Source organism: Reyranella sp., assembly GCF_017305915.1.
GTDB lineage: Bacteria > Pseudomonadota > Alphaproteobacteria > Reyranellales > Reyranellaceae > Reyranella.
The window spans coordinates 118,960-136,208 of the sequence record NZ_JAFKJN010000016.1; the positions used below are offsets into that span (position 1 = coordinate 118,960).

Annotated in this window: 18 protein-coding genes; 11 read left to right on the forward strand and 7 right to left on the reverse strand. The window is 66.7% G+C overall.

From position 1 onward, the window contains the following. Window positions 1–24: 24 nt before the first annotated feature. The 6 genes from J0J01_RS15075 to J0J01_RS15100 all read left to right on the forward strand — a co-directional run bounded on the left by J0J01_RS15075 (window position 25) and on the right by J0J01_RS15100 (window position 5,444). On the forward strand, window positions 25–990 hold the full coding sequence (locus J0J01_RS15075) for a tripartite tricarboxylate transporter substrate binding protein (RefSeq protein ID WP_296381938.1): 966 nt from the start codon (window positions 25–27) through the stop codon (window positions 988–990). Between the two features lie 5 nt (window positions 991–995). Then, window positions 996–1,757 carry an enoyl-CoA hydratase-related protein gene (locus J0J01_RS15080; protein WP_296381940.1) on the forward strand — a complete coding sequence of 254 codons (762 nt, stop codon included), beginning with the start codon at window positions 996–998 and terminating at the stop codon, window positions 1,755–1,757. A gap of 1 nt (window position 1,758) precedes the next feature. Beyond that, on the forward strand, window positions 1,759–2,100 hold the full coding sequence (locus tag J0J01_RS15085; protein WP_296381942.1) for a hypothetical protein: 342 nt from the start codon (window positions 1,759–1,761) through the stop codon (window positions 2,098–2,100). A gap of 136 nt (window positions 2,101–2,236) precedes the next feature. Beyond that, on the forward strand, window positions 2,237–3,403 hold the full coding sequence (locus J0J01_RS15090) for an acyl-CoA dehydrogenase family protein (RefSeq protein WP_296381944.1): 1,167 nt from the start codon (window positions 2,237–2,239) through the stop codon (window positions 3,401–3,403). Next, a complete protein-coding gene (locus J0J01_RS15095; RefSeq protein ID WP_296381946.1) occupies window positions 3,400–4,536 on the forward strand; it encodes a CoA transferase in 1,137 nt (378 codons plus the stop codon). Before J0J01_RS15090 ends, J0J01_RS15095 begins: the two co-directional genes overlap by 4 nt. A gap of 20 nt (window positions 4,537–4,556) precedes the next feature. Then, complete coding sequence (locus J0J01_RS15100) at window positions 4,557–5,444, forward strand: DMT family transporter (protein WP_296381948.1); 888 nt, start codon at window positions 4,557–4,559, stop codon at window positions 5,442–5,444. Here J0J01_RS15100 and J0J01_RS15105 read toward each other — a convergent pair. From J0J01_RS15105 to trxB, 4 genes are all read right to left on the reverse strand, one after another. Then, window positions 5,441–6,028: an invasion associated locus B family protein gene (locus J0J01_RS15105; RefSeq protein WP_296381950.1), complete on the reverse strand. Its 588-nt coding sequence runs from the start codon at window positions 6,026–6,028 to the stop codon at window positions 5,441–5,443. The two genes, J0J01_RS15100 and J0J01_RS15105, sit on opposite strands and share 4 nt — an antisense overlap. Beyond that, window positions 6,028–6,873 (reverse strand): DUF6492 family protein, encoded by an 846-nt coding sequence (locus J0J01_RS15110; protein ID WP_296381952.1) that lies wholly within the window; start codon window positions 6,871–6,873, stop codon window positions 6,028–6,030. Before J0J01_RS15110 ends, J0J01_RS15105 begins: the two co-directional genes overlap by 1 nt. Before the next feature lie 468 nt (window positions 6,874–7,341). Continuing rightward, entirely contained in the window at window positions 7,342–8,232 is an 891-nt protein-coding gene (locus J0J01_RS15115) for a LysR family transcriptional regulator (RefSeq protein WP_296382328.1), read from the reverse strand. 27 nt (window positions 8,233–8,259) lie between these two features. After that, window positions 8,260–9,231 carry a thioredoxin-disulfide reductase gene (gene trxB / locus J0J01_RS15120; RefSeq protein ID WP_296381954.1) on the reverse strand — a complete coding sequence of 324 codons (972 nt, stop codon included), beginning with the start codon at window positions 9,229–9,231 and terminating at the stop codon, window positions 8,260–8,262. Window positions 9,232–9,408: 177 nt separating this feature from the next. Between trxB and J0J01_RS15125 the strand changes: the two genes are divergently transcribed. The 3 genes from J0J01_RS15125 to J0J01_RS15135 all read left to right on the forward strand — a co-directional run bounded on the left by J0J01_RS15125 (window position 9,409) and on the right by J0J01_RS15135 (window position 10,938). Further along, on the forward strand, window positions 9,409–9,885 hold the full coding sequence (locus J0J01_RS15125) for an Lrp/AsnC family transcriptional regulator (RefSeq protein WP_296381957.1): 477 nt from the start codon (window positions 9,409–9,411) through the stop codon (window positions 9,883–9,885). Between the two features lie 4 nt (window positions 9,886–9,889). Further along, a complete protein-coding gene (locus J0J01_RS15130; protein WP_296381959.1) occupies window positions 9,890–10,276 on the forward strand; it encodes a nuclear transport factor 2 family protein in 387 nt (128 codons plus the stop codon). A 95-nt stretch (window positions 10,277–10,371) separates the two neighbouring features. Then, the gene (locus J0J01_RS15135) at window positions 10,372–10,938 is read left to right on the forward strand and encodes a septation protein IspZ (RefSeq protein ID WP_296381961.1); all 567 of its coding nucleotides are present in this window, start codon (window positions 10,372–10,374) and stop codon (window positions 10,936–10,938) included. Here the strand turns inward: J0J01_RS15135 and greA are convergent. The 3 genes from greA to carA all read right to left on the reverse strand — a co-directional run bounded on the left by greA (window position 10,931) and on the right by carA (window position 15,933). Beyond that, window positions 10,931–11,404, reverse strand: a complete 474-nt coding sequence (gene greA / locus J0J01_RS15140) for a transcription elongation factor GreA (protein WP_296381963.1) — start codon at window positions 11,402–11,404, stop codon at window positions 10,931–10,933. The genes J0J01_RS15135 and greA overlap by 8 nt on opposite strands. Before the next feature lie 92 nt (window positions 11,405–11,496). Beyond that, window positions 11,497–14,742, reverse strand: a complete 3,246-nt coding sequence (gene carB / locus J0J01_RS15145; RefSeq protein ID WP_296381965.1) for a carbamoyl-phosphate synthase large subunit — start codon at window positions 14,740–14,742, stop codon at window positions 11,497–11,499. 6 nt (window positions 14,743–14,748) lie between these two features. Then, complete coding sequence (gene carA, locus J0J01_RS15150; protein ID WP_296381967.1) at window positions 14,749–15,933, reverse strand: glutamine-hydrolyzing carbamoyl-phosphate synthase small subunit; 1,185 nt, start codon at window positions 15,931–15,933, stop codon at window positions 14,749–14,751. 183 nt (window positions 15,934–16,116) lie between these two features. Between carA and J0J01_RS15155 the strand changes: the two genes are divergently transcribed. Further along, a complete protein-coding gene (locus tag J0J01_RS15155) occupies window positions 16,117–16,590 on the forward strand; it encodes a GatB/YqeY domain-containing protein (RefSeq protein ID WP_296381969.1) in 474 nt (157 codons plus the stop codon). Further along, window positions 16,591–17,247: a phytanoyl-CoA dioxygenase family protein gene (locus tag J0J01_RS15160; protein ID WP_296381971.1), complete on the forward strand. Its 657-nt coding sequence runs from the start codon at window positions 16,591–16,593 to the stop codon at window positions 17,245–17,247. Window positions 17,248–17,249 lie beyond the last annotated feature (2 nt).

Consider the following 17,249-nt stretch of genomic DNA (forward strand, 5'->3'; position numbering starts at 1 on the left):
CCGCTCGGAGGCCTGGGAGGAAACGTGACGCTCAACCGCCGTGCCGCGCTCGCGGGCGCCGTCGCCTTGCCGTTCGCCGCGAACGGCGCGCGGGCCCAGGATTTCCCGAGCAAGCCGATCAAGATCATCGTGCCGTTCGCCGCGGGTAGCGCCACCGACACCACGGCGCGCGGGCTGGGGCAGAAGCTCTCGGAGATCCTGAAGCAGCCGGTGATCGTCGACGACAAGCCCGGCGCGTCCGGCCAGCTCGGTGCCTCGGCGGTCGCGACCGCCCCGGCCGACGGCTACACGCTGCTGATGGGCACCAACACGACCAACGCCGCCAACGGTGCGCTGTTCAAGAAGCTGTCCTACGATCCCGAGAAGGACTTCGCGCCGATCGCGCGCTGCATCACCGGCGTCAACGCGCTGGTGGTCAACAACGACCTGCCGATCAAGTCGGTGGCGGAGCTGGTCGACTACGCCAAGAAGAACCCGGGCAAGCTCAACTACGCCGAGGCGAGCGCCTCGCAGCGGCTGTCGGGCGAGATGTTCAATGCGCTGGCCGGTGTGAAGATCGAGCACGTGCCGTACAAGGCGAGCCCGCAGGCGCTGGGCGACGTCGTCTCGGGCCAGGTCCACATGATGTTCCCCGACCTGCCGCAGGCCCTGGCCCAGGTCCAGGCCGGCAAGGTCCGCGGTTTGGGCGTCACCGGCCCGCAGCGCACCAAGGTCGCGCCCGACCTGCCGGCGATCGCCGAGACGGTGAAAGGCTACTCGCTGGTCTATTGGCTCGCGGTGTTCGCGCCGGCGGCGACCCCCAAGCCGATCCAGCAGAAGCTGTTCGACGCGATCGCCGAGGCGATGAAAGATCCCGCCACGGTGCAGGCGATGACGCAGGGCCGCATGGAGGCCGCCGTGATCGGCCTCGACGACTTCGCCACCTACGTGAAGACCGAGACCAAGTGGTGGACCGACCAGATCAAGGCCGCAGGAATCGAACCGGAGTGACAGTCATGAGCAAGGTCATCATCGAGAAGAAGGGGCCGGTCAAGACGGTCTGGATGAACCGGCCGGAGAAGCGCAACGCGCTCGATTCCGAGCTGATCGGCAACATGATCGACGCGCTCGGGGCGCCGGTGGCGGCCGACGACCGCGTCGTGGTGATCCGCGGCAAGGGCGACGTGTTCTGCGCCGGCCTCGACATGGCCGAGCGCAGCAAGACCGCTGGCGCCGGCAAGGCGAGCGGCATCGAGGTGATGCTGCGCGCCATCGAGCTCTGCCCGCTTCCGGTCGTCGCCGTGGTGCAGGGCGACGCGATCGCTGGCGGCAACGAGCTGGCGCTGCATTGCGACCTCGTGGTGGCGAGCCAGAAGGCGCGCTTCGGCATGTCGCTGGCGCAGGTCGGGCTGGCGCCCAACTGGTTCCTGGCCAAGAAGCTGATGGAGGTGCTGGGCCCGGTGACGACGCGCGAGATGCTGCTGCTGGGCGATCCCCTGCCCTCGACCAAGCTGCACGCATTGGGCCTGATCGCTCGCTGCGTGCCGCATGACCAGCTCGAGGCGGAAGCCGACAAGGTGATCGGCCGGCTCGCCAACAACGCGCCCTTGTCGCTCAAGGCGATGAAGGCGCTGACGGTACGCCAGCTCGAGATCCGCGACCACATCAAGCACGACGACGTCGATGCGCTGGTGGTCGCCGCGATGCAAAGCCAGGACGCGCAGGAAGGCATGAAGGCGCGGCTGGAGAAGCGCACTGCGAAGTTCCAGGGGAAATAAGATGTCCCTGCGGTTGCGCCTCGACAAACCCTGGCAGCCGCTGACGGCCGAGACCGCCCAGCGCCTGCCTGGCCAGCTCGGCGTCTACCAGATCGCCGACGGCCAAGGCACCGTCCTCTATATCGGCCAGGCCGGGGCGCGCTCGCCCTTCGGCCTGCGCTCCGAGCTGCAGCGCGAGTTCGCCGAGCGCGGCCCGGGCTGCCAGTTCCGGGTCGAGGTCAACCAGCAGTACCGCTCGCGCTGGTTCGAATTGCTGATGGTCCATCAGGCCGACCACGGCAGCCTGCCCGTCGACAATGCCAAGAACCCGCCGCCGAATCTCGGCCGGCTCAGCCCGTCATGATGACGAACCTCACCCTGAGGAGGCCGCGAAGCGGCCGTCTCGAAGGGTGGGCCACCCGAACCTTGCCTGTTGCCCATCCTTCGAGACGCGGCCTGCGGCCGCTCCTCAGGATGAGGTGTCACTAAGGAAACGCCCCATGGATTTCGAACCGTCCGACGAACAGCAGATGCTGATCGACCAGGTGCGCCGCTACGTGCGCGAGGAGATCATCCCGCTCGAGGCCAAGCTCGATCCCGACGCCTCGGAGCTGCCGCCCGAGGACTTCAAGCGGCTGACCGAGAAGACCAAGGCGATGGGCCTGTTCGGCATCGACATCCCCAAGGAATTCGGCGGCCCCGACATCGACATCGTGACGCGCGTGCTGCTGGCGATCGAGATGGCGCAGCATCGCGCCGGCCTCTACGTGCCCTGCTACGGCACCTTCGGCGGCGCGGGCCTCGCCCAGATCTTCGAGGCCAACGAGGATCAGAAGGAGCGCTACCTCTATCCGACGCTGCGCGGCGAGAAGAAGGCCTTCTTCGGCCTGACCGAGCCGTCGGGCGGCAGCGATCCGGCGCGCGCCATCCAGACCAAGGCCGAGCGCAAGGACAATGGCTGGGTGCTGAACGGTGCCAAGATCTTCATCTCCAATGCCGACCGCGCGCAGTACGGCATCGTGTTCGCGCGCACCGACGCCTCCAAGGGTCGCGCCGGCATCACCTGCTTCATCATCGACAGCGACACGCCGGGCTTCCATGTGCGGCGCGTGGTGCACACGCTGCGCTCCTCGCACTACGCCACCGAGCTCGAGTTCAAGGACTGCTGGGTGAGCGATCACCAGGTGCTGGGCGAGGTCAACAAGGGCTTCGCGGTCGCCAACGACCGCCTGACCCGCCAGCGCATCCCCTACGCCGCGGGCTGCATCGGTGTCGCCATCGCCGCCCATGAGATGGCGATCGAATGGGCCAAGATGCGCAGCACCTTTGGCGAGAAGCTCGCCAACCGCCAGGCCGTGCAATGGATGCTGGTCGACAACGAGATCGACATCCGCACCGCCAAGCACTTCACCCTGGAAGCCGCCGAAAAGGCGCGGCGCGGCCTGCCGTTCCGCATCGAGGCCTCGATCGCCAAGCTGACGGCGTCGGAGGGCGGCGGCCGCGTCGTCGACCGCGCCATGCAGATCCATGGCGGCATGGGCATGACCAAGGACCTGCCGCTCGAGCGCTGGTACCGCGAGATGCGCATTCGCCGCGTTGGCGAGGGCCCGAGCGAGGTCCAGCGCATGGTGATCGCCCGCGAGATCCTCGGCAGCAACCTGCGATGAGCACCCTCTCGGCAAAGAAGGGGCCGCTCGAAGGCATCAAGGTCGTCGAGTTCGGCCAGAACCTCGCCGGTCCCTATGCCGGTCAGATCCTGGCGTTCCTCGGCGCCGAGGTGGTGAAGGTCGAGCGACCGGAGGGCGACGATGCGCGCAAATGGGGCCCGCCCTTCGTCGAGGGCGACGGGACCGGCTTCATCGCGCTCAACCGCGGCAAGAAATCGATCACCTGCGACCTCGCCAATCCGAAGCAGCGCGAGGCGCTGATCGAGCGGATCGGCGCCGCCGACATCTTCGTCCATAACCTGCGCGCCGACGTGCCCGCCAAGTTCGGCATCGACGGACCGACGCTGACCCGGAAGTTCCCGCGCCTGATCTATGCCGATCTCGGTGCCTTCGGGCACACCGGGCCCTGGAAGGACCGGCCGGGCTACGAGCCGATCATCCAGGCCGTCGCCGGGCTGATCTCGCTGAACGGCGATCCCAGCGGCCCCGAGGCGCGTGTCGGCGTCTCGATCATCGACCTGTCGACCGGCATGTGGACGGCGATCGGCATCCTGGCGGCGCTGGCCAAGCGCCATGCGTCAGGCGAAGGCAGCCTGGTCAACACGTCACTCTTCGAGTCGGGGCTGATGTGGGCGTCGAACCACGTCGCGGGCTACTCCGTGACCGGCAAGATGCCGCCGCGCCAGGGCACCGGCCATCCGACGCTCACGCCCTACCAGGCGTTCGAGTGCAGCGACGGGCCCTTGATGATCTGCCCCGGCAACGACCGGCTGTGGCGCAAGTTCGCCGACGTGTTGGGCCATCCCGAATGGCCCGACGAGGCGCGCTTCAAGACCAACGTGCAGCGCGCCGAGCAGCGCGAGCTCCTGCTCGGCATGATCGCCGACATCATGAGGAAGGAGAGCCGCGCCTTCTGGTCGGCCAAGCTCGATGCCGCGGGCGTGCCCAACGGCCCGCTCAACACGGTGCCGCAGGTGCTCGAGCTCGCCCAGACCGCGGCGCTCGGCATGTTCGGCCAGCCCTATGCCGGCTCGACCGCGATCTTCCACGGCCTGCCGCTCTCGATCGACGGCGAGCGCGCCGGCGGGCCCGACAAGGCGCCCAAGATCGGCGAGCACAACGGCAAGGTCTGACGGATCGAAAGCATCCGGGCATGACGCGTTTTCTCCTGCCCTGCGTGTGGATCGCCTGGGGTCTGTCCTATCCGCTGATGAGCTGGTCGCTCGAGGCGGTCGACCTATTCTCGGGCCGCCTCATCATCATGCCGACGTCAGGGTTGATCCTGCTGGCGCTCGGCGTCTGGAACGGCGCGCCGGCCCTGCCCGATCGCCGCCTGTGGGGCCAGCTCGCGCTGACCGGCCTGTTCAACATGGGCCTCTTCCAGATCTTCCTGATCGCGGGCATCGCCACGCTTGGCCCCAGCCGCACGCCGATCATCGTCTACACCATGCCGACCTGGTCGGCGCTGCTCGCCGTGTTCGTCCTGAAGGAGCGGATCACGCTGCGCATCGCGTTGTCGCTGGCGCTGAGCCTAGCGGCCGTCGGCATCATCATCAGCCAGGAAGCGGCCGCCCGGGCCGCGCCCGTGGGCACCCTGCTCACCCTGCTGGCGGCGATCTCCTTCGGCATCGGTACCGTGCTCACCAAGCGGATGGCGCTCGCCGGCGCCCCCACCATCAACGCAGCCTGGCAGATCCTGCTCGGCACGGCGCCCGTGCTGGTCGTCTGGCTGGTCTTCGCCCGCGGCGCCTACTTCCATCCCGAGCACGGGCGCGGCCTCGCCGCGCTCGCCTGGCTGATCCTCGTATCGAACGTGCTCGCTTATGCCTGCTGGTTCCGCATCATCCGCGCGCTACCGGCGGCAGTCGCCGGCCTGACCACGCTGGTGGTGCCGTGCATCGGCTTCGGCAGCAGCGCGCTCATGACGGCGGCGCCGGTCTCCTGGCTCGATGCGGTCGCGCTGGCGCTGATCATCGCCGCGGTGACGCTGGCGCTCGCCCGGCGCGAGGCGGCCAAATGGCCAAGAGAGGCGAAGACCTAACGCGGCTCCTTGGCCAGCGCGTCCAGCGCGGGGACCAGTCCGCGCATCGAGAACGGCAGCGCGCCGTCGCGCTCGCCGGCATCCTTGAAAGCGATCTGCATCGGCTCGCCGCGGCTGCGCAGCAGCTTGAGCAGCTCGACTCCGACCGGCATGTCGGCGAAGCAGCCATTGGGCAGGCAGCGGCGCCACGCCAGGTCGAAGTGCGGCCCGGTGAGGCCGGGCACGCTGAGCGTCGGGGTGCGGCTGAACGAAACGGCCGGCGGCAGCAGCAGGGTCATCCTGAGCTCGTTCTTGTCGTAGCCCACGGCGACCTGCGCGACCGGCTGCTGCTGGCCCTGCAGCACCATGGTCTGCACCACCTCGCAGACTCGCGGGCCGGCGTTCTTGTCGCCGGTACGCACGCAGCGCAGCACCCAGTCGGCATAGGTCGCGGTGGTCTGCGCCGGATCGGCGGCCGGTGCGGGCGCCGGTTGGGCGGCGGCGGGCTTGGCGGGCGCGGTCGGGGCTGGCGGAGTCTGGGGCTGCGCCAGAGCCGGCGCAGCGAAAGCAAGCGCGGCCAGCGCGCAGATCGCGGCGCGGCGCATCAACCGGCGAAGCTCAGGCAATAGTCGCGCACCCGCTCGAGCGGAATGCGCGCATGGCTCTGCACGATGATGAACTTGCCGCCGGGGTCGTTGCCGTTGGGCAGCTGGGCGAGGCGCTCGAAGTCGTCGGCGCCCCACACACAGGAGGTCTCGGAGAAGAGCTGCGTGTCGTGGAAGTAACTCGGGTCCCAATGGACGTGATAGTCGAACAGGTTGCCCTTGAGCTCGGCCACCGAAGTGTAGAGCGAGTACTCGGTCCAGGCGATGGAGCCGGGGCGGCGCGCCACCTGGAAACCGAGCGACGTGATCGAATCGAACGGGCCCTTGCCGAAATGCACCAGCGCCTGGCGGGTGAGATCGCCGTGCAGGATGTTGGGCGTCACCGACAGGCCGTGGGTGCGCGCGTCGTAGGGCACGCCGACGATGTCGGCGGCGTTCTTCCACCAGTCGTGGTGGCGCTTGGGCTCCCAGCGCGACAGCGCCCGGCCGTTCTCGACGAAGGTGCAGGCATCGAAGTCGCCGACGCAGCAGACGTCCGAATCGAGGGTCAGGAAGCCGCCGAAGCCCAGCATCGCCGGCACCTGCAGCTTGATCATCTGCTGCTTGTACCAACCGGGCAGCAGATAGAAGCGGCTCAGCGGGCTGAAGAAGTCGCTCTCCGACCGCACCGACACCTCGATGCTGGCGAAGCGCGGCAGGCTGGTGCGCAGCAGCGAGACATCGTTGCGCGGCGCCACGATCAGCAGCTGGAACGGCTGGCTGTCGCGCCAGTGCTTGGCGAGCGATTCGATCAGCAGACCGGCGCGTTCGAGGTCACCTCGGCGCTGCAACTTGCGCAGAGCCACGGGCAGGATGGCTTGGCGGATTACTGAAAACATCGGGTCTGCTGTGCGACTATATTTAGGACCAGAGCCGGTGGTTATCAAATGGTACGGGCCGCAAGACCGTGACGGTGCGGCGGCGCATCGTCTCACGCAGGGTCGTGCGCCAGGCTGTTGATTGCCCCCGTCTATCGCACCGCACGATGCGCGCGCGAACGCGATGCGCGCAACGCCGTCCTCAGAATTTGATCCGATCGAAAAAAAACGCCGGGCCAAAAGGCCCGGCGAGTCAAACAGGGAGGCTTCACGTCTGGGAGACGTGGGATCACTCGGATCCCGAGTTTCGAACGCGATCAGCCGAAACCGCTCGTGTCGAAGACCTGAGACCAAATTACGCTCTCTCCCTGGGAATGTGAGCGTCTGTGTTTTGGACACTGGCATGCGGCCTACGCATGCCTTGCATTTTAAATGCAATACAAAGATTTATGCCGGCTAAAAGCGGGTCTCGGCCACCTTGCGCAGCAGGAAGTCCCGGAACACCGCGATTCGCTTGGAATGGCGCAATTCTTCGGGGTACGTGAAGTAGACGTCGGTGGTTCGGACGTTGAGGTCCGGCAGCAGCATCTCGAGCTTGGTCGATTCGCGGGCCAGGTAGTCGGGCAGCGAAGCTATCCCCAGGCCCGATTCGACGGCGCGAAAGATGCCGTAGGTGTTGTTGACCCGCAGCACCACCAGCCGGGCGATCTGGTCGGCATTGCCCTCGCGCAGCAGCCAGTTGACGTCCTGGACGGGAGCGCGCGCATCCTCGCCGAAGATGATCATGCGGTGCTTGTCGAGGTCCTCGACCGTCGCCGGCTTGCCGTATTTCTGGACATAGCTGTGGCTGGCATAGACGTGGCTGCGCACCGTCAGGAGATGGCGCTGCACCAGGCCGGGCTGGCGCGGCATGACCATGCGGATGGCGACATCCGCCTCGCGCATGCCGAGATCGAGCTCGTTGTCGGACAGCACCAGGCTGACATCGATGTCCGGGTACATCGCGATGAAGTCGTGCATCTGCGCCGTCAGCCAGGTCGAGCCGAAGCCGATCGTGGTGGTGACCTTGAGCCGGCCCGCCGGCTTGTCCTGGTTGGCGCGCAGCAGCGCCTCCGCGGTGTTCACGCGGGCCGCCATATCGCGTGCGGTACGGTACAGGAGCTCGCCCTGCTCGGTCAGGATCAGGCCGCGCGCATGGCGGTGGAACAGCATCACCCCGAGCTGCTCCTCGAGCGCGCCGATCTGGCGGGAAATCGCGGACTGGCTGAGCTTCAGCCCCTCGCCCGCATGCGTGAAGCTGCCGGCATCGGCCACCGCCTGAAAGATGCGCAGCTTGTCCCAGTCCATACCCATCAACTCTCCCTGCGCCACCGCCTACTCCGCAGCGTGCGCGAGCGTCGCCTCCTGGCGCGCCAGCCACTTCTCCGCCTCGAGGGCCGCCATGCAGCCAGTGCCGGCTGCGGTCACGGCCTGGCGGAAGATCTTGTCCTGCACATCGCCGGCGGCGAAGACGCCGTCGATGTCGGTCGCGGTCGAATCGGGCTTGGTCAGCAGGTAGCCCTCGCTGTCCATCGCCAACTGGCCCTTGAATAGCTCGGTGTTGGGCGAATGGCCGATGGCGATGAACACGCCGTCGGTCGGCAAGGTGCTCTCCTGCCCGGTTTTGACATTCCTGAGCCGCACCGCCTTCACCAGCGGCGCAGGGCTCGTTTCGCCCATGATCTCCTCGAGCACGGTGTCCCAGATCACCTTGATCTTGGGGTTCTTGAACAGCCGGTCCTGCAGGATCTTCTCGGCGCGGAAGGTGTCGCGGCGATGGACCAGGGTCACCTTCGAGGCGTGGTGCGTGAGGTAGAGGGCCTCCTCGACCGCGGTGTTACCACCGCCGACCACCACGACTTCCCTGTTGCGGAAGAAGAAGCCGTCACAGGTCGCGCAGGCCGACACGCCGCCGCCGCGGAAGGTCTCCTCGGTCGGGATGCCCAGCCACCTGGCCGTTGCGCCGGTCGAAATGATCAATGCGTGCGTCTCATAGCGATCGCCGGAATCGCCGATGCAGACGAACGGCCGCTTGGACAGATCGACCCCGACGATGGTGTCGAAGAACAGCTGCGTACCAACGTGCTCGGCCTGCTTCTGCATCTGCTCCATCAGCCACGGGCCCTGGATGACGTCGGCGAAGCCCGGATAGTTCTCGACGTCGGTGGTGATGGTGAGCTGGCCGCCCGGCTGGATGCCCTGCACCAGTACGGGCTTGAGACTCGCGCGGGCGGCATAGATGGCGGCGGTATAGCCGGCCGGACCGGAGCCCAGGATCAGAACCTTACTGCGATGAACTGCTGCCATGACCTACTCGCATCCCACTGACCGCATGAGACTCAACATATATGCAAACCTCTGCTGCGTTGCACGGCCGTTATGGAGAATCGGCGCAATTGTCCTCAGAAAAGCCGGGGCTTCTCGCAACTTTATTGCGTGCTCGGCACGGTTCTGGCATAGACCGGCGCCAATGGAGGGAACCTCATGGCTCGAGCCAAGCTCGATCGGATCGACCGGCGTATTCTCAGCGACCTGCAAGCCAACGGCCGCATGACCAATGTGGAGTTGGCGGAGCGCGCCGGCATATCGGCGCCGCCCTGCCTGCGCCGGGTGCGGGCGCTGGAGCGCGCCGGCATCATCAAAGGATACCACGCCGAGCTCAGCCCTGAGGCGCTGGGCTACAGCGTGTCTGTGTTCGCGTTGGTCGGGCTGAACAGCCAGGCCGAGACCGATCTCAAGGCGTTCGAGGAGCTGGTGTCGGGCTGGCCCGAGATTCGCGAGTGCCACATGCTGGCCGGCGAGGCGGACTTCCTGCTGAAGATCGTCGCCGAGACCTGGGATGACTACCAGAAGTTCCTGACCACGCGGCTGACCTCGGCACCCAATGTCAGCCATGTGAAGTCGATGATGGTGTTCCGCACCGCCAAACAGCTGCCCGGCGTGCCCATTTCCACGGAGTAGGACGATGGACGGTCTCGCCAACGTCGACGTGACCCTCGAGATCCTGCACCGGATCGCCGACGCCTTCGCGCGGCGCGATGTCGACGGCATCGTCAATTCCTTCGCCGAAGACGGCGAGTTCCGCAACGCCAAGGGCCCCGACCATTGGGGCCGGAGCTACAAGGGCAAAGCCGCGATCCGCTCCTACTTCGAGCCGCTGTTCGCCTCGACCGGCGACGTGCAGTGGAAGCACACCAGCGAGTTCATCTGCGGCAATCGCGCGGTGACCGAATGGCATCGCACCGCCACGCTCAAGACCGGTGAGAAGCAGTCGTGGCTGGGCTGCGACCTCTACACCTTCCGCCGCAGCCTGATCGTGATGAAGGACACGTACATCAAGGTCGTCGGCTGACGGGCATGCGGTGAAGACTCCTCTTGCGGGAAACGCTGTGTAGCGATAGCCTGCACAACGGTACACAGCGTTACCGTTTAGCGACCGAGGGTCCGATGAAGAACCTCTTCCAGGCGGCGCGGGTCCTGATGATGGACCTCGCCTCGACGATCCTGTTCCTGGTCGTCTACCTCGCCACGGACAACCTCTTCCTCGCGGTCGGGCTCGGCATGGTGCTGGGCGTCGTCCAGATCGGCTGGCAGTACACGCGCAAGCAGCCGATCGGCAGCCTGCAGCTCCTGAGCGTGGTGCTGATCCTCGCCTCGGGCACGGCAACCTTCTTCACCCACGACCCGACCTTCGTGATGCTGAAGCCCAGCGCCATCTACTGCATCGTCGGGCTGGTGATGCTGAAGCGCGGCTGGATGAACCGCTACCTGCCGGAGCGCGCGGCGCCGGTCGCCGACGTCGCCACCGCCTTCGGCTATGCCTGGGCCGGCCTGATGTTCGGCTCGGCGGCGCTCAATATCGCGCTGGCGCTCAGCCTCGACCCCAAGACCTGGGCGGCGGTCATGTCGGCCTGGGGCCTGTTCAGCAAGATCGGCCTGTTCCTGATCCAGTACGGCTGGATGACCGCCGTAGGCCGCCGCCGCGCGGCGGCCGCGGGTGCAGCTGCTACTTGAAAGCTACGCCCACGACCTCGTAGGAGCGCGCGCCGCGCGGGGTCTGGACCTCGACGGTGTCGCCGACGGTCTTGCCGATCAGGGCGCGGCCGATCGGCGAGGTCACCGAGATCCGCCGCTTGGCGAGGTCGGCCTCGTAAGGCCCGACGATCTGATACTTCACCTTCTCGTCGGTATCCTCGTCGGCGAGCTGCACGGTGGCGCCGAACTTCACGACCTTGCCCGAGAGCTTGGAGAAGTCGATCACCTCGGCCCGCGAGATGATGTCCTCGATCTCGGCGATGCGGCCCTCGATGAAGCCCTGGCGTTCGCGCGCGGAGGTGTACTCGGCGTTCTCCGAGAGATCGCCGTGCTCGCGCGCCGCCGCGATCGCCTTGATGATCGCCGGCCGTTCCACGCTCTTCAGAGTCTTCAGCTCGTCCTCGAGGCTCCTGAGCCCCTCGGCCGTCATCGGCACCTTTTCCATGATCATAATCGTCCCCAATCAATCGAACGGCGTCAACGCCCAAGGCCCCGCCGCGGTTGCACCGGACGGGGCAATTCGCAGCGGACCGGGGACTAGAAAGCGCCTTTGAAGTAGGATTGCAGCGGCGCCACATCGAGCGCGCCGCCGCGCACGGCAGCGATGCCCTCGACCGAGGCCTTGGCGCCGGCGACCGTCGTGTAATAGGCGATCTTGTGCATCAGGGCGGTGCGCCGCAAGGTGAAGCTGTCAGTGAGCGCCGACGCGCCGTCGACGGTATTGAAGACCAGCTGAATCTTGCCGTCCTTCATCATGTCGACGATGTGCGGCCGGCCCTCCAGCACCTTGTTCACCCGCTCGGCCTTGATGCCGTGCTTGCCGAGGAAATCGGCGGTGCCGCCAGTCGCCACGACCTTGAAGCCGAGCTCGACCAGCCGCTTCACCGGCTTCACCAGGGCAGCCTTGTCGGGATCCTTGACCGAGACGAACACCGCGCCGTCGACCGGCACCTTGAGGCCGGCGCCGAGCTGGCTCTTGGCGAAGGCGCGGCCGAAATCCTGGTCGAGGCCCATGACCTCGCCGGTCGAGCGCATCTCCGGCCCGAGGATGACGTCGACACCGGGGAAGCGCGCGAACGGGAACACGGCCTCCTTCACGGCGATGTGCTTGCCCTTGGCCTTCTTGATGGCGAGCGACTTCAGCGCCTCGCCGGCCATCAGGCGGGCGGCAAACTTGGCGATCGGCTGGCCGGTTGCCTTGGCGACGAACGGAACCGTGCGGCTGGCGCGCGGATTGACCTCGAGCACGAAGACCTCGCCGTCCTTCACCGCGTACTGGACGTTCATCAGGCCGACGACCTGCAGCGCCTTGGCCATCGCCTCGGTCTGGCGCTCGATCTCGACGATGATCTTGTGCGGCAATGAGTACGGCGGCAGCGAGCAGGCCGAATCGCCGGAGTGGATTCCGGCTTCCTCGATATGCTCCATGATGCCGGCGACGAACACGTTCTGGTCTGCGTCGGCCAGCGCATCGACATCGACCTCGATCGCGTCGCGCAGGTAGCTGTCGATCAGCACCGGGTTGGTGCCCGACACCTTCACTGCATCGCGCATGTAGCGCTGCAGGGCATCGAGGTCGTAGACGATCTGCATCGCGCGTCCGCCCAGCACGTAGGACGGACGGATCACGACAGGATAGCCGATCGACTCGGCGACCTTGATCGCCTCGGCCTCCGACGTCGCCGTGCCGTTGTTCGGCTGGCGCAGATTCAGCATGTGAATCAGCTTCTGGAAGCGCTCGCGGTCCTCGGCGAGGTCGATCGCATCCGGCGAGGTGCCGAGAATGGGAATACCGGCGGCCTCGAGCGGCTTGGCGAGCTTCAGCGGCGTCTGGCCGCCGAACTGCACGATCAGGCCGAGCACCTCGCCTGCGCGGCGCTCGACCTCGACCAGCTCGATCACGTCCTCGGCCGTCAGCGGCTCGAAGTAGAGGCGATCGGCGGTGTCGTAGTCGGTCGACACGGTCTCCGGGTTGCAGTTGACCATGATGGTCTCGTACCCGGCCTCGCGCAGCGCATAGACGGCGTGCACGCAGCAATAGTCGAACTCGATACCCTGGCCGATGCGGTTCGGCCCGCCGCCCAGGATGATGATCTTCTTCTTGTCGGTCGGGTTGGCCTCGCACTGCGCCGGGCGGTGCCCGTCGCCCTCGTAGCAGGAGTAGAGGTACGGCGTGCGCGACTCGAACTCGGCGGCGCAGGTGTCGATGCGCTTGAACACCGGCCGCACGCCGGCGGCGCGGCGACGCTTGGCGACCTCGGCAGCGGAGAGATTGGCAAGCTCGCCCAGCCGGTCGTCCGAAAAACCCTTCTTCTTCAGGTCGAGCAGCGTCTTGGCGTCCTTCGGCAGGCCGTCCTTGCGAACCGTCGCCTCGATCTCGACCAGCTGCTGGATCTCGCGCAGGAACCACGGCTCGTACTTGGAGGCGTGGGCGATCTCCTCGACCGCCAGGCCGTGGCGGAACGCCTGGGCGATCACCAGGATGCGGTCAGGCGTCGGCCGTACCAGCGCCGCCACCAGCGCCGCCTTGTCGGGCGCGCCCTTGATCTCGATCTCGTTCAGGCCGGTAAGGCCCGTCTCCATCGAGCGCAGCGCCTTCTGCAACGATTCCTGGAAGGTCCGGCCGATCGACATCGCCTCGCCCACGCTCTTCATCGAGGTGGTGAGCAGCGGCTCGGCGCCGGGGAACTTCTCGAAGGCGAAGCGCGGCATCTTGGTGACGACGTAGTCGATCGTCGGCTCGAAGGCCGCGGGCGTCGTGCCGGTGATGTCGTTCAGGAGCTCGTCGAGCGTGTAGCCAACCGCCAGCCGCGCCGCGACCTTGGCGATCGGGAAGCCCGTGGCCTTCGATGCGAGCGCCGAGGAGCGCGAGACGCGCGGGTTCATCTCGATCACGACCATGCGGCCGCTCGCCGGATCGATCGCGAACTGCACGTTCGATCCGCCGGTATCGACCCCGATCTCGCGCAGGCACGCGATCGAGGCGTTGCGCATGATCTGGTATTCCTTGTCGGTGAGCGTCAGCGCCGGTGCGACCGTGACGGAATCGCCGGTGTGGATGCCCATCGGATCGACGTTCTCGATCGAGCAGATGATGATGCAATTGTCGTGGCGGTCGCGCACGACCTCCATCTCGTACTCTTTCCAGCCGAGCACCGATTCCTCGACCAGCACCTCGGTGGTCGGCGATGCGTCGAGGCCGCCCTGCACGATGTCGAAGAACTCGTCGCGGTTGTAGGCGATGCCGCCGCCGGTGCCACCTAAGGTGAACGACGGACGAATAATTGCCGGCAGGCCGACGAGCTCGAGCGCCGTGGTCGCCTCCTCGCGGTTGTGCACGACCTGGCTCTTGGGCGATTCCAGGCCGATCTTGGTCATAGCATCGCGGAACAAGAGCCGGTCCTCGGCCTTGTCGATGGCTTCGGCATTGGCGCCGATCAGCTCGACGCCGAGCTTGGCGAGACGGCCGTCGCGGTGCAGCGCCATCGCCGTGTTGAGCGCGGTCTGGCCGCCCATGGTCGGCAGGATGGCGTCCGGCTTCTCCTTCTCGATGATCTTGGCGACCATGTCGGGCGTGATCGGCTCGATGTAGGTCGCGTCCGCCAGGCCCGGATCGGTCATGATCGTGGCCGGGTTGGAGTTCACCAGGATGACGCGATAGCCCTCGTCCTTCAGCGCCTTGCACGCCTGCACGCCCGAGTAGTCGAACTCGCAGGCCTGGCCGATGACGATCGGCCCCGCGCCGATCACGAGGATGGACTTGATGTCTGTACGCTTGGGCATGTTGGATTACTTGCCCTTGCTCTCGTCGATCATCTCGACGAAGCGCTCGAACAGATAATGGCTGTCTTCCGGGCCGGGCGAAGCCTCGGGGTGATACTGGACCGAGAAGGCCGGCTTGTCGGTGCAGCGGATGCCCTCGTTGCTGCCGTCGAACAGCGAGACGTGAGTCACCTCGACATTCTTCGGAAGCGACTCGGCCACCACGCAGAAGCCGTGGTTCTGCGACGTGATCTCGACCTTGCCGGTCGTGAGGTCCTTCACGGGCTGATTGGCGCCGCGATGGCCGCGATCCATCTTCCTGGTCTTGCCGCCCAGCGTCAGCGCCAGCAGCTGATGACCGAGGCAGATGCCGAAGATCGGCACCTTCTTCTCGAGCACGGCCTGGATCGCCGGCACGGTGTACTCCACCGTCGCCGCCGGATCGCCCGGGCCGTTGGACAGGAATACACCGTCCGGCTTGTGGCGCAGGATGTCCTCGGCAGTCGCGGTCGCCGGGACGACCGTCACCTTGCAGCCGGTGTTGGCGAGGCAGCGCAGGATGTTGCGCTTGGCGCCGTAGTCGACGGCGACGACGTGGTAGCGCGGCTTGTCGAGCTTGCCGTAGCCCTTGCCCAGCGCCCAGGTGGTCTCGTTCCACTGGTAGCTCTGCTTGGTCGTGACCTCGATCGCGAGGTCCATGCCGTCGAGGCCCGGCCAGTCGCGCGCCGTCTTGGTCAGCGTCGGAATGTCGAACTTGCCGTCGGGCGAATGCACGACCACGCCGCTGGGCGCGCCGCCGTCGCGCACGCGGCGGGTGATCTCGCGGGTATCGACGCCGCAGATACCGGGCAGATTGTGGCTCTTCAGCCAGTCGTCGAGCGGCTTGGCGGCACGCCAGTTGGCGGGCTCGGTGATGTCGCCGCGCAGCACCACGCCGCGCGCGGCGGGGTTGATGCTCTCGATGTCTTCCGGGTTGGTGCCGACATTGCCGACATGGGGGAAGGTGAAGGTGATGATCTGGCCCGCGTAGGAAGGATCGGTGATGATCTCCTGATAGCCGGTCATCGAGGTGTTGAAGCACACCTCGCCGACCGCCTGCCGCGGCGCCCCGACACCTTTGCCCCAGAAGACCGCGCCATCGGCCAGCACCAGCGCGGCCGTGGCCCAACGCGGCGCGGCGGTCTCGGCGCCGGCGGTCTGTGATGAGGTCATGATGCGTGTGTCCGTTACGCCCGACAGCGGTCTGCCCGGGCCGGGGCGGTTTGTAACCGCGCCGTCGCATGGGGTCAAGGTATGGCCGGCCCGAAATAATCGAGGCTTTTCAACAACTTATTTGCTTTGCCAACACCTCTGGAGACGATTAGTTTCCGGCTCTTCTACAATTGGGATGCAATCATGCTGCGCGACAAGTCCCTACGGGACCAGCTGAACGAAGCGCTGAAGGACGCCATGCGCGCCCGCGACGCGGCCGCGCTGGGTACCATCCGCCTGATCCTGGCCAAGCTCAAGGAGGTCGACATCGCCTCCCGCACCGAAGCTAACCGCGAGGGCGTCGCCGACGACAAGATCCTGTCGATGATGCAGGGCATGATCAAACAGCGGAACGAATCGATCGCCCTCTACGACAAGGGCGGCCGCCAGGACCTGGTCGACAAGGAAAAGGCCGAGATCGTGGTGATCGAGCGCTTCTTGCCGCAGCAGATGGACGAGGCCGCGGTCCAGGCCGCGGTCAACGAGGCGATCGCCGCCGCGGGCGCCAAGTCGATCAAGGACATGGGCGGCGTGATGGCCGCCCTGAAGACCAGGTATGCCGGCCAGATGGACTTCGCCAAGGCCTCGGCCGTGGTGAAGAAGACGCTGGCGGGCTAGGTGCTCGGCGAGCGCGGCTTCCAGTGCTATCGGAGTGCTGCCGCGCCTGTCCTGACCAAGCTGCAAGGCATCCTTGCCAACACTTCCGTCGCGCGGGCAGGAGCGCGCCTGCGCGCCGTGCCGGGATTGAGCCCCCTTCTCGACCGCCACGGCCTCATCGGCGCGCTGGCGGCGATACACCTCGGGCCCGCGACGCGGCCCGTGCGCGCCCTGCTGTTCGACAAGTCCGCCAACCACAACTGGGTGCTCGGTTGGCATCAGGACCGCACGATCGCGGTGGCCGAACGCCGCGACGTCGCGGGCTTCGGTCCGTGGACCCTCAAGGCCGGCATGGTTCATGTCGAGCTGCCGCCCGCGGTGCAGGCGGCAATGGTGACGTTGCGCATCCATCTCGACGACGCCGACGAGTCCAATGCTCCGTTGCAGGTCTCGCCGGGCTCGCATCGGCTCGGTCGCATTGCCCAGGACAGCATCGCGGCCATCGTGCAGCGTTGCGGGATCGCAAGCTGTGCCGCCGCAGCGGGTGACGTCTGGGCCTATGCGACGCCCATCCTTCACGCCTCCGAAGCCGCCGGACGGCCGCGCCGGCGCCGGGTGCTCCAGGTCGACTATGCCGCGCGCGACTTGCCGGAGGGCCTGCGCTGGCTCGGCATCTGAGA

What these genes read in the sequence shown, in the direction of transcription:
- J0J01_RS15080 (WP_296381940.1), top strand. Translation starts at nt 996, where the DNA reads ATGAGCAAGGTCATCATCGAGAAGAAGGGGCCGGTCAAGACGGTCTGG.
- J0J01_RS15085 (WP_296381942.1), top strand. Translation starts at nt 1,759, where the DNA reads ATGTCCCTGCGGTTGCGCCTCGACAAACCCTGGCAGCCGCTGACGGCC.
- J0J01_RS15090 (WP_296381944.1), top strand. Translation starts at nt 2,237, where the DNA reads ATGGATTTCGAACCGTCCGACGAACAGCAGATGCTGATCGACCAGGTG.
- J0J01_RS15095 (WP_296381946.1), top strand. Translation starts at nt 3,400, where the DNA reads ATGAGCACCCTCTCGGCAAAGAAGGGGCCGCTCGAAGGCATCAAGGTC.
- J0J01_RS15100 (WP_296381948.1), top strand. Translation starts at nt 4,557, where the DNA reads ATGACGCGTTTTCTCCTGCCCTGCGTGTGGATCGCCTGGGGTCTGTCC.
- J0J01_RS15105 (WP_296381950.1), bottom strand. Translation starts at nt 6,028, where the DNA reads ATGCGCCGCGCCGCGATCTGCGCGCTGGCCGCGCTTGCTTTCGCTGCG.
- J0J01_RS15115 (WP_296382328.1), bottom strand. Translation starts at nt 8,232, where the DNA reads ATGGACTGGGACAAGCTGCGCATCTTTCAGGCGGTGGCCGATGCCGGC.
- trxB (WP_296381954.1), bottom strand. Translation starts at nt 9,231, where the DNA reads ATGGCAGCAGTTCATCGCAGTAAGGTTCTGATCCTGGGCTCCGGTCCG.
- J0J01_RS15125 (WP_296381957.1), top strand. Translation starts at nt 9,409, where the DNA reads ATGGCTCGAGCCAAGCTCGATCGGATCGACCGGCGTATTCTCAGCGAC.
- J0J01_RS15130 (WP_296381959.1), top strand. Translation starts at nt 9,890, where the DNA reads ATGGACGGTCTCGCCAACGTCGACGTGACCCTCGAGATCCTGCACCGG.
- J0J01_RS15135 (WP_296381961.1), top strand. Translation starts at nt 10,372, where the DNA reads ATGAAGAACCTCTTCCAGGCGGCGCGGGTCCTGATGATGGACCTCGCC.
- greA (WP_296381963.1), bottom strand. Translation starts at nt 11,404, where the DNA reads ATGGAAAAGGTGCCGATGACGGCCGAGGGGCTCAGGAGCCTCGAGGAC.
- carB (WP_296381965.1), bottom strand. Translation starts at nt 14,742, where the DNA reads ATGCCCAAGCGTACAGACATCAAGTCCATCCTCGTGATCGGCGCGGGG.
- carA (WP_296381967.1), bottom strand. Translation starts at nt 15,933, where the DNA reads ATGACCTCATCACAGACCGCCGGCGCCGAGACCGCCGCGCCGCGTTGG.
- J0J01_RS15155 (WP_296381969.1), top strand. Translation starts at nt 16,117, where the DNA reads ATGCTGCGCGACAAGTCCCTACGGGACCAGCTGAACGAAGCGCTGAAG.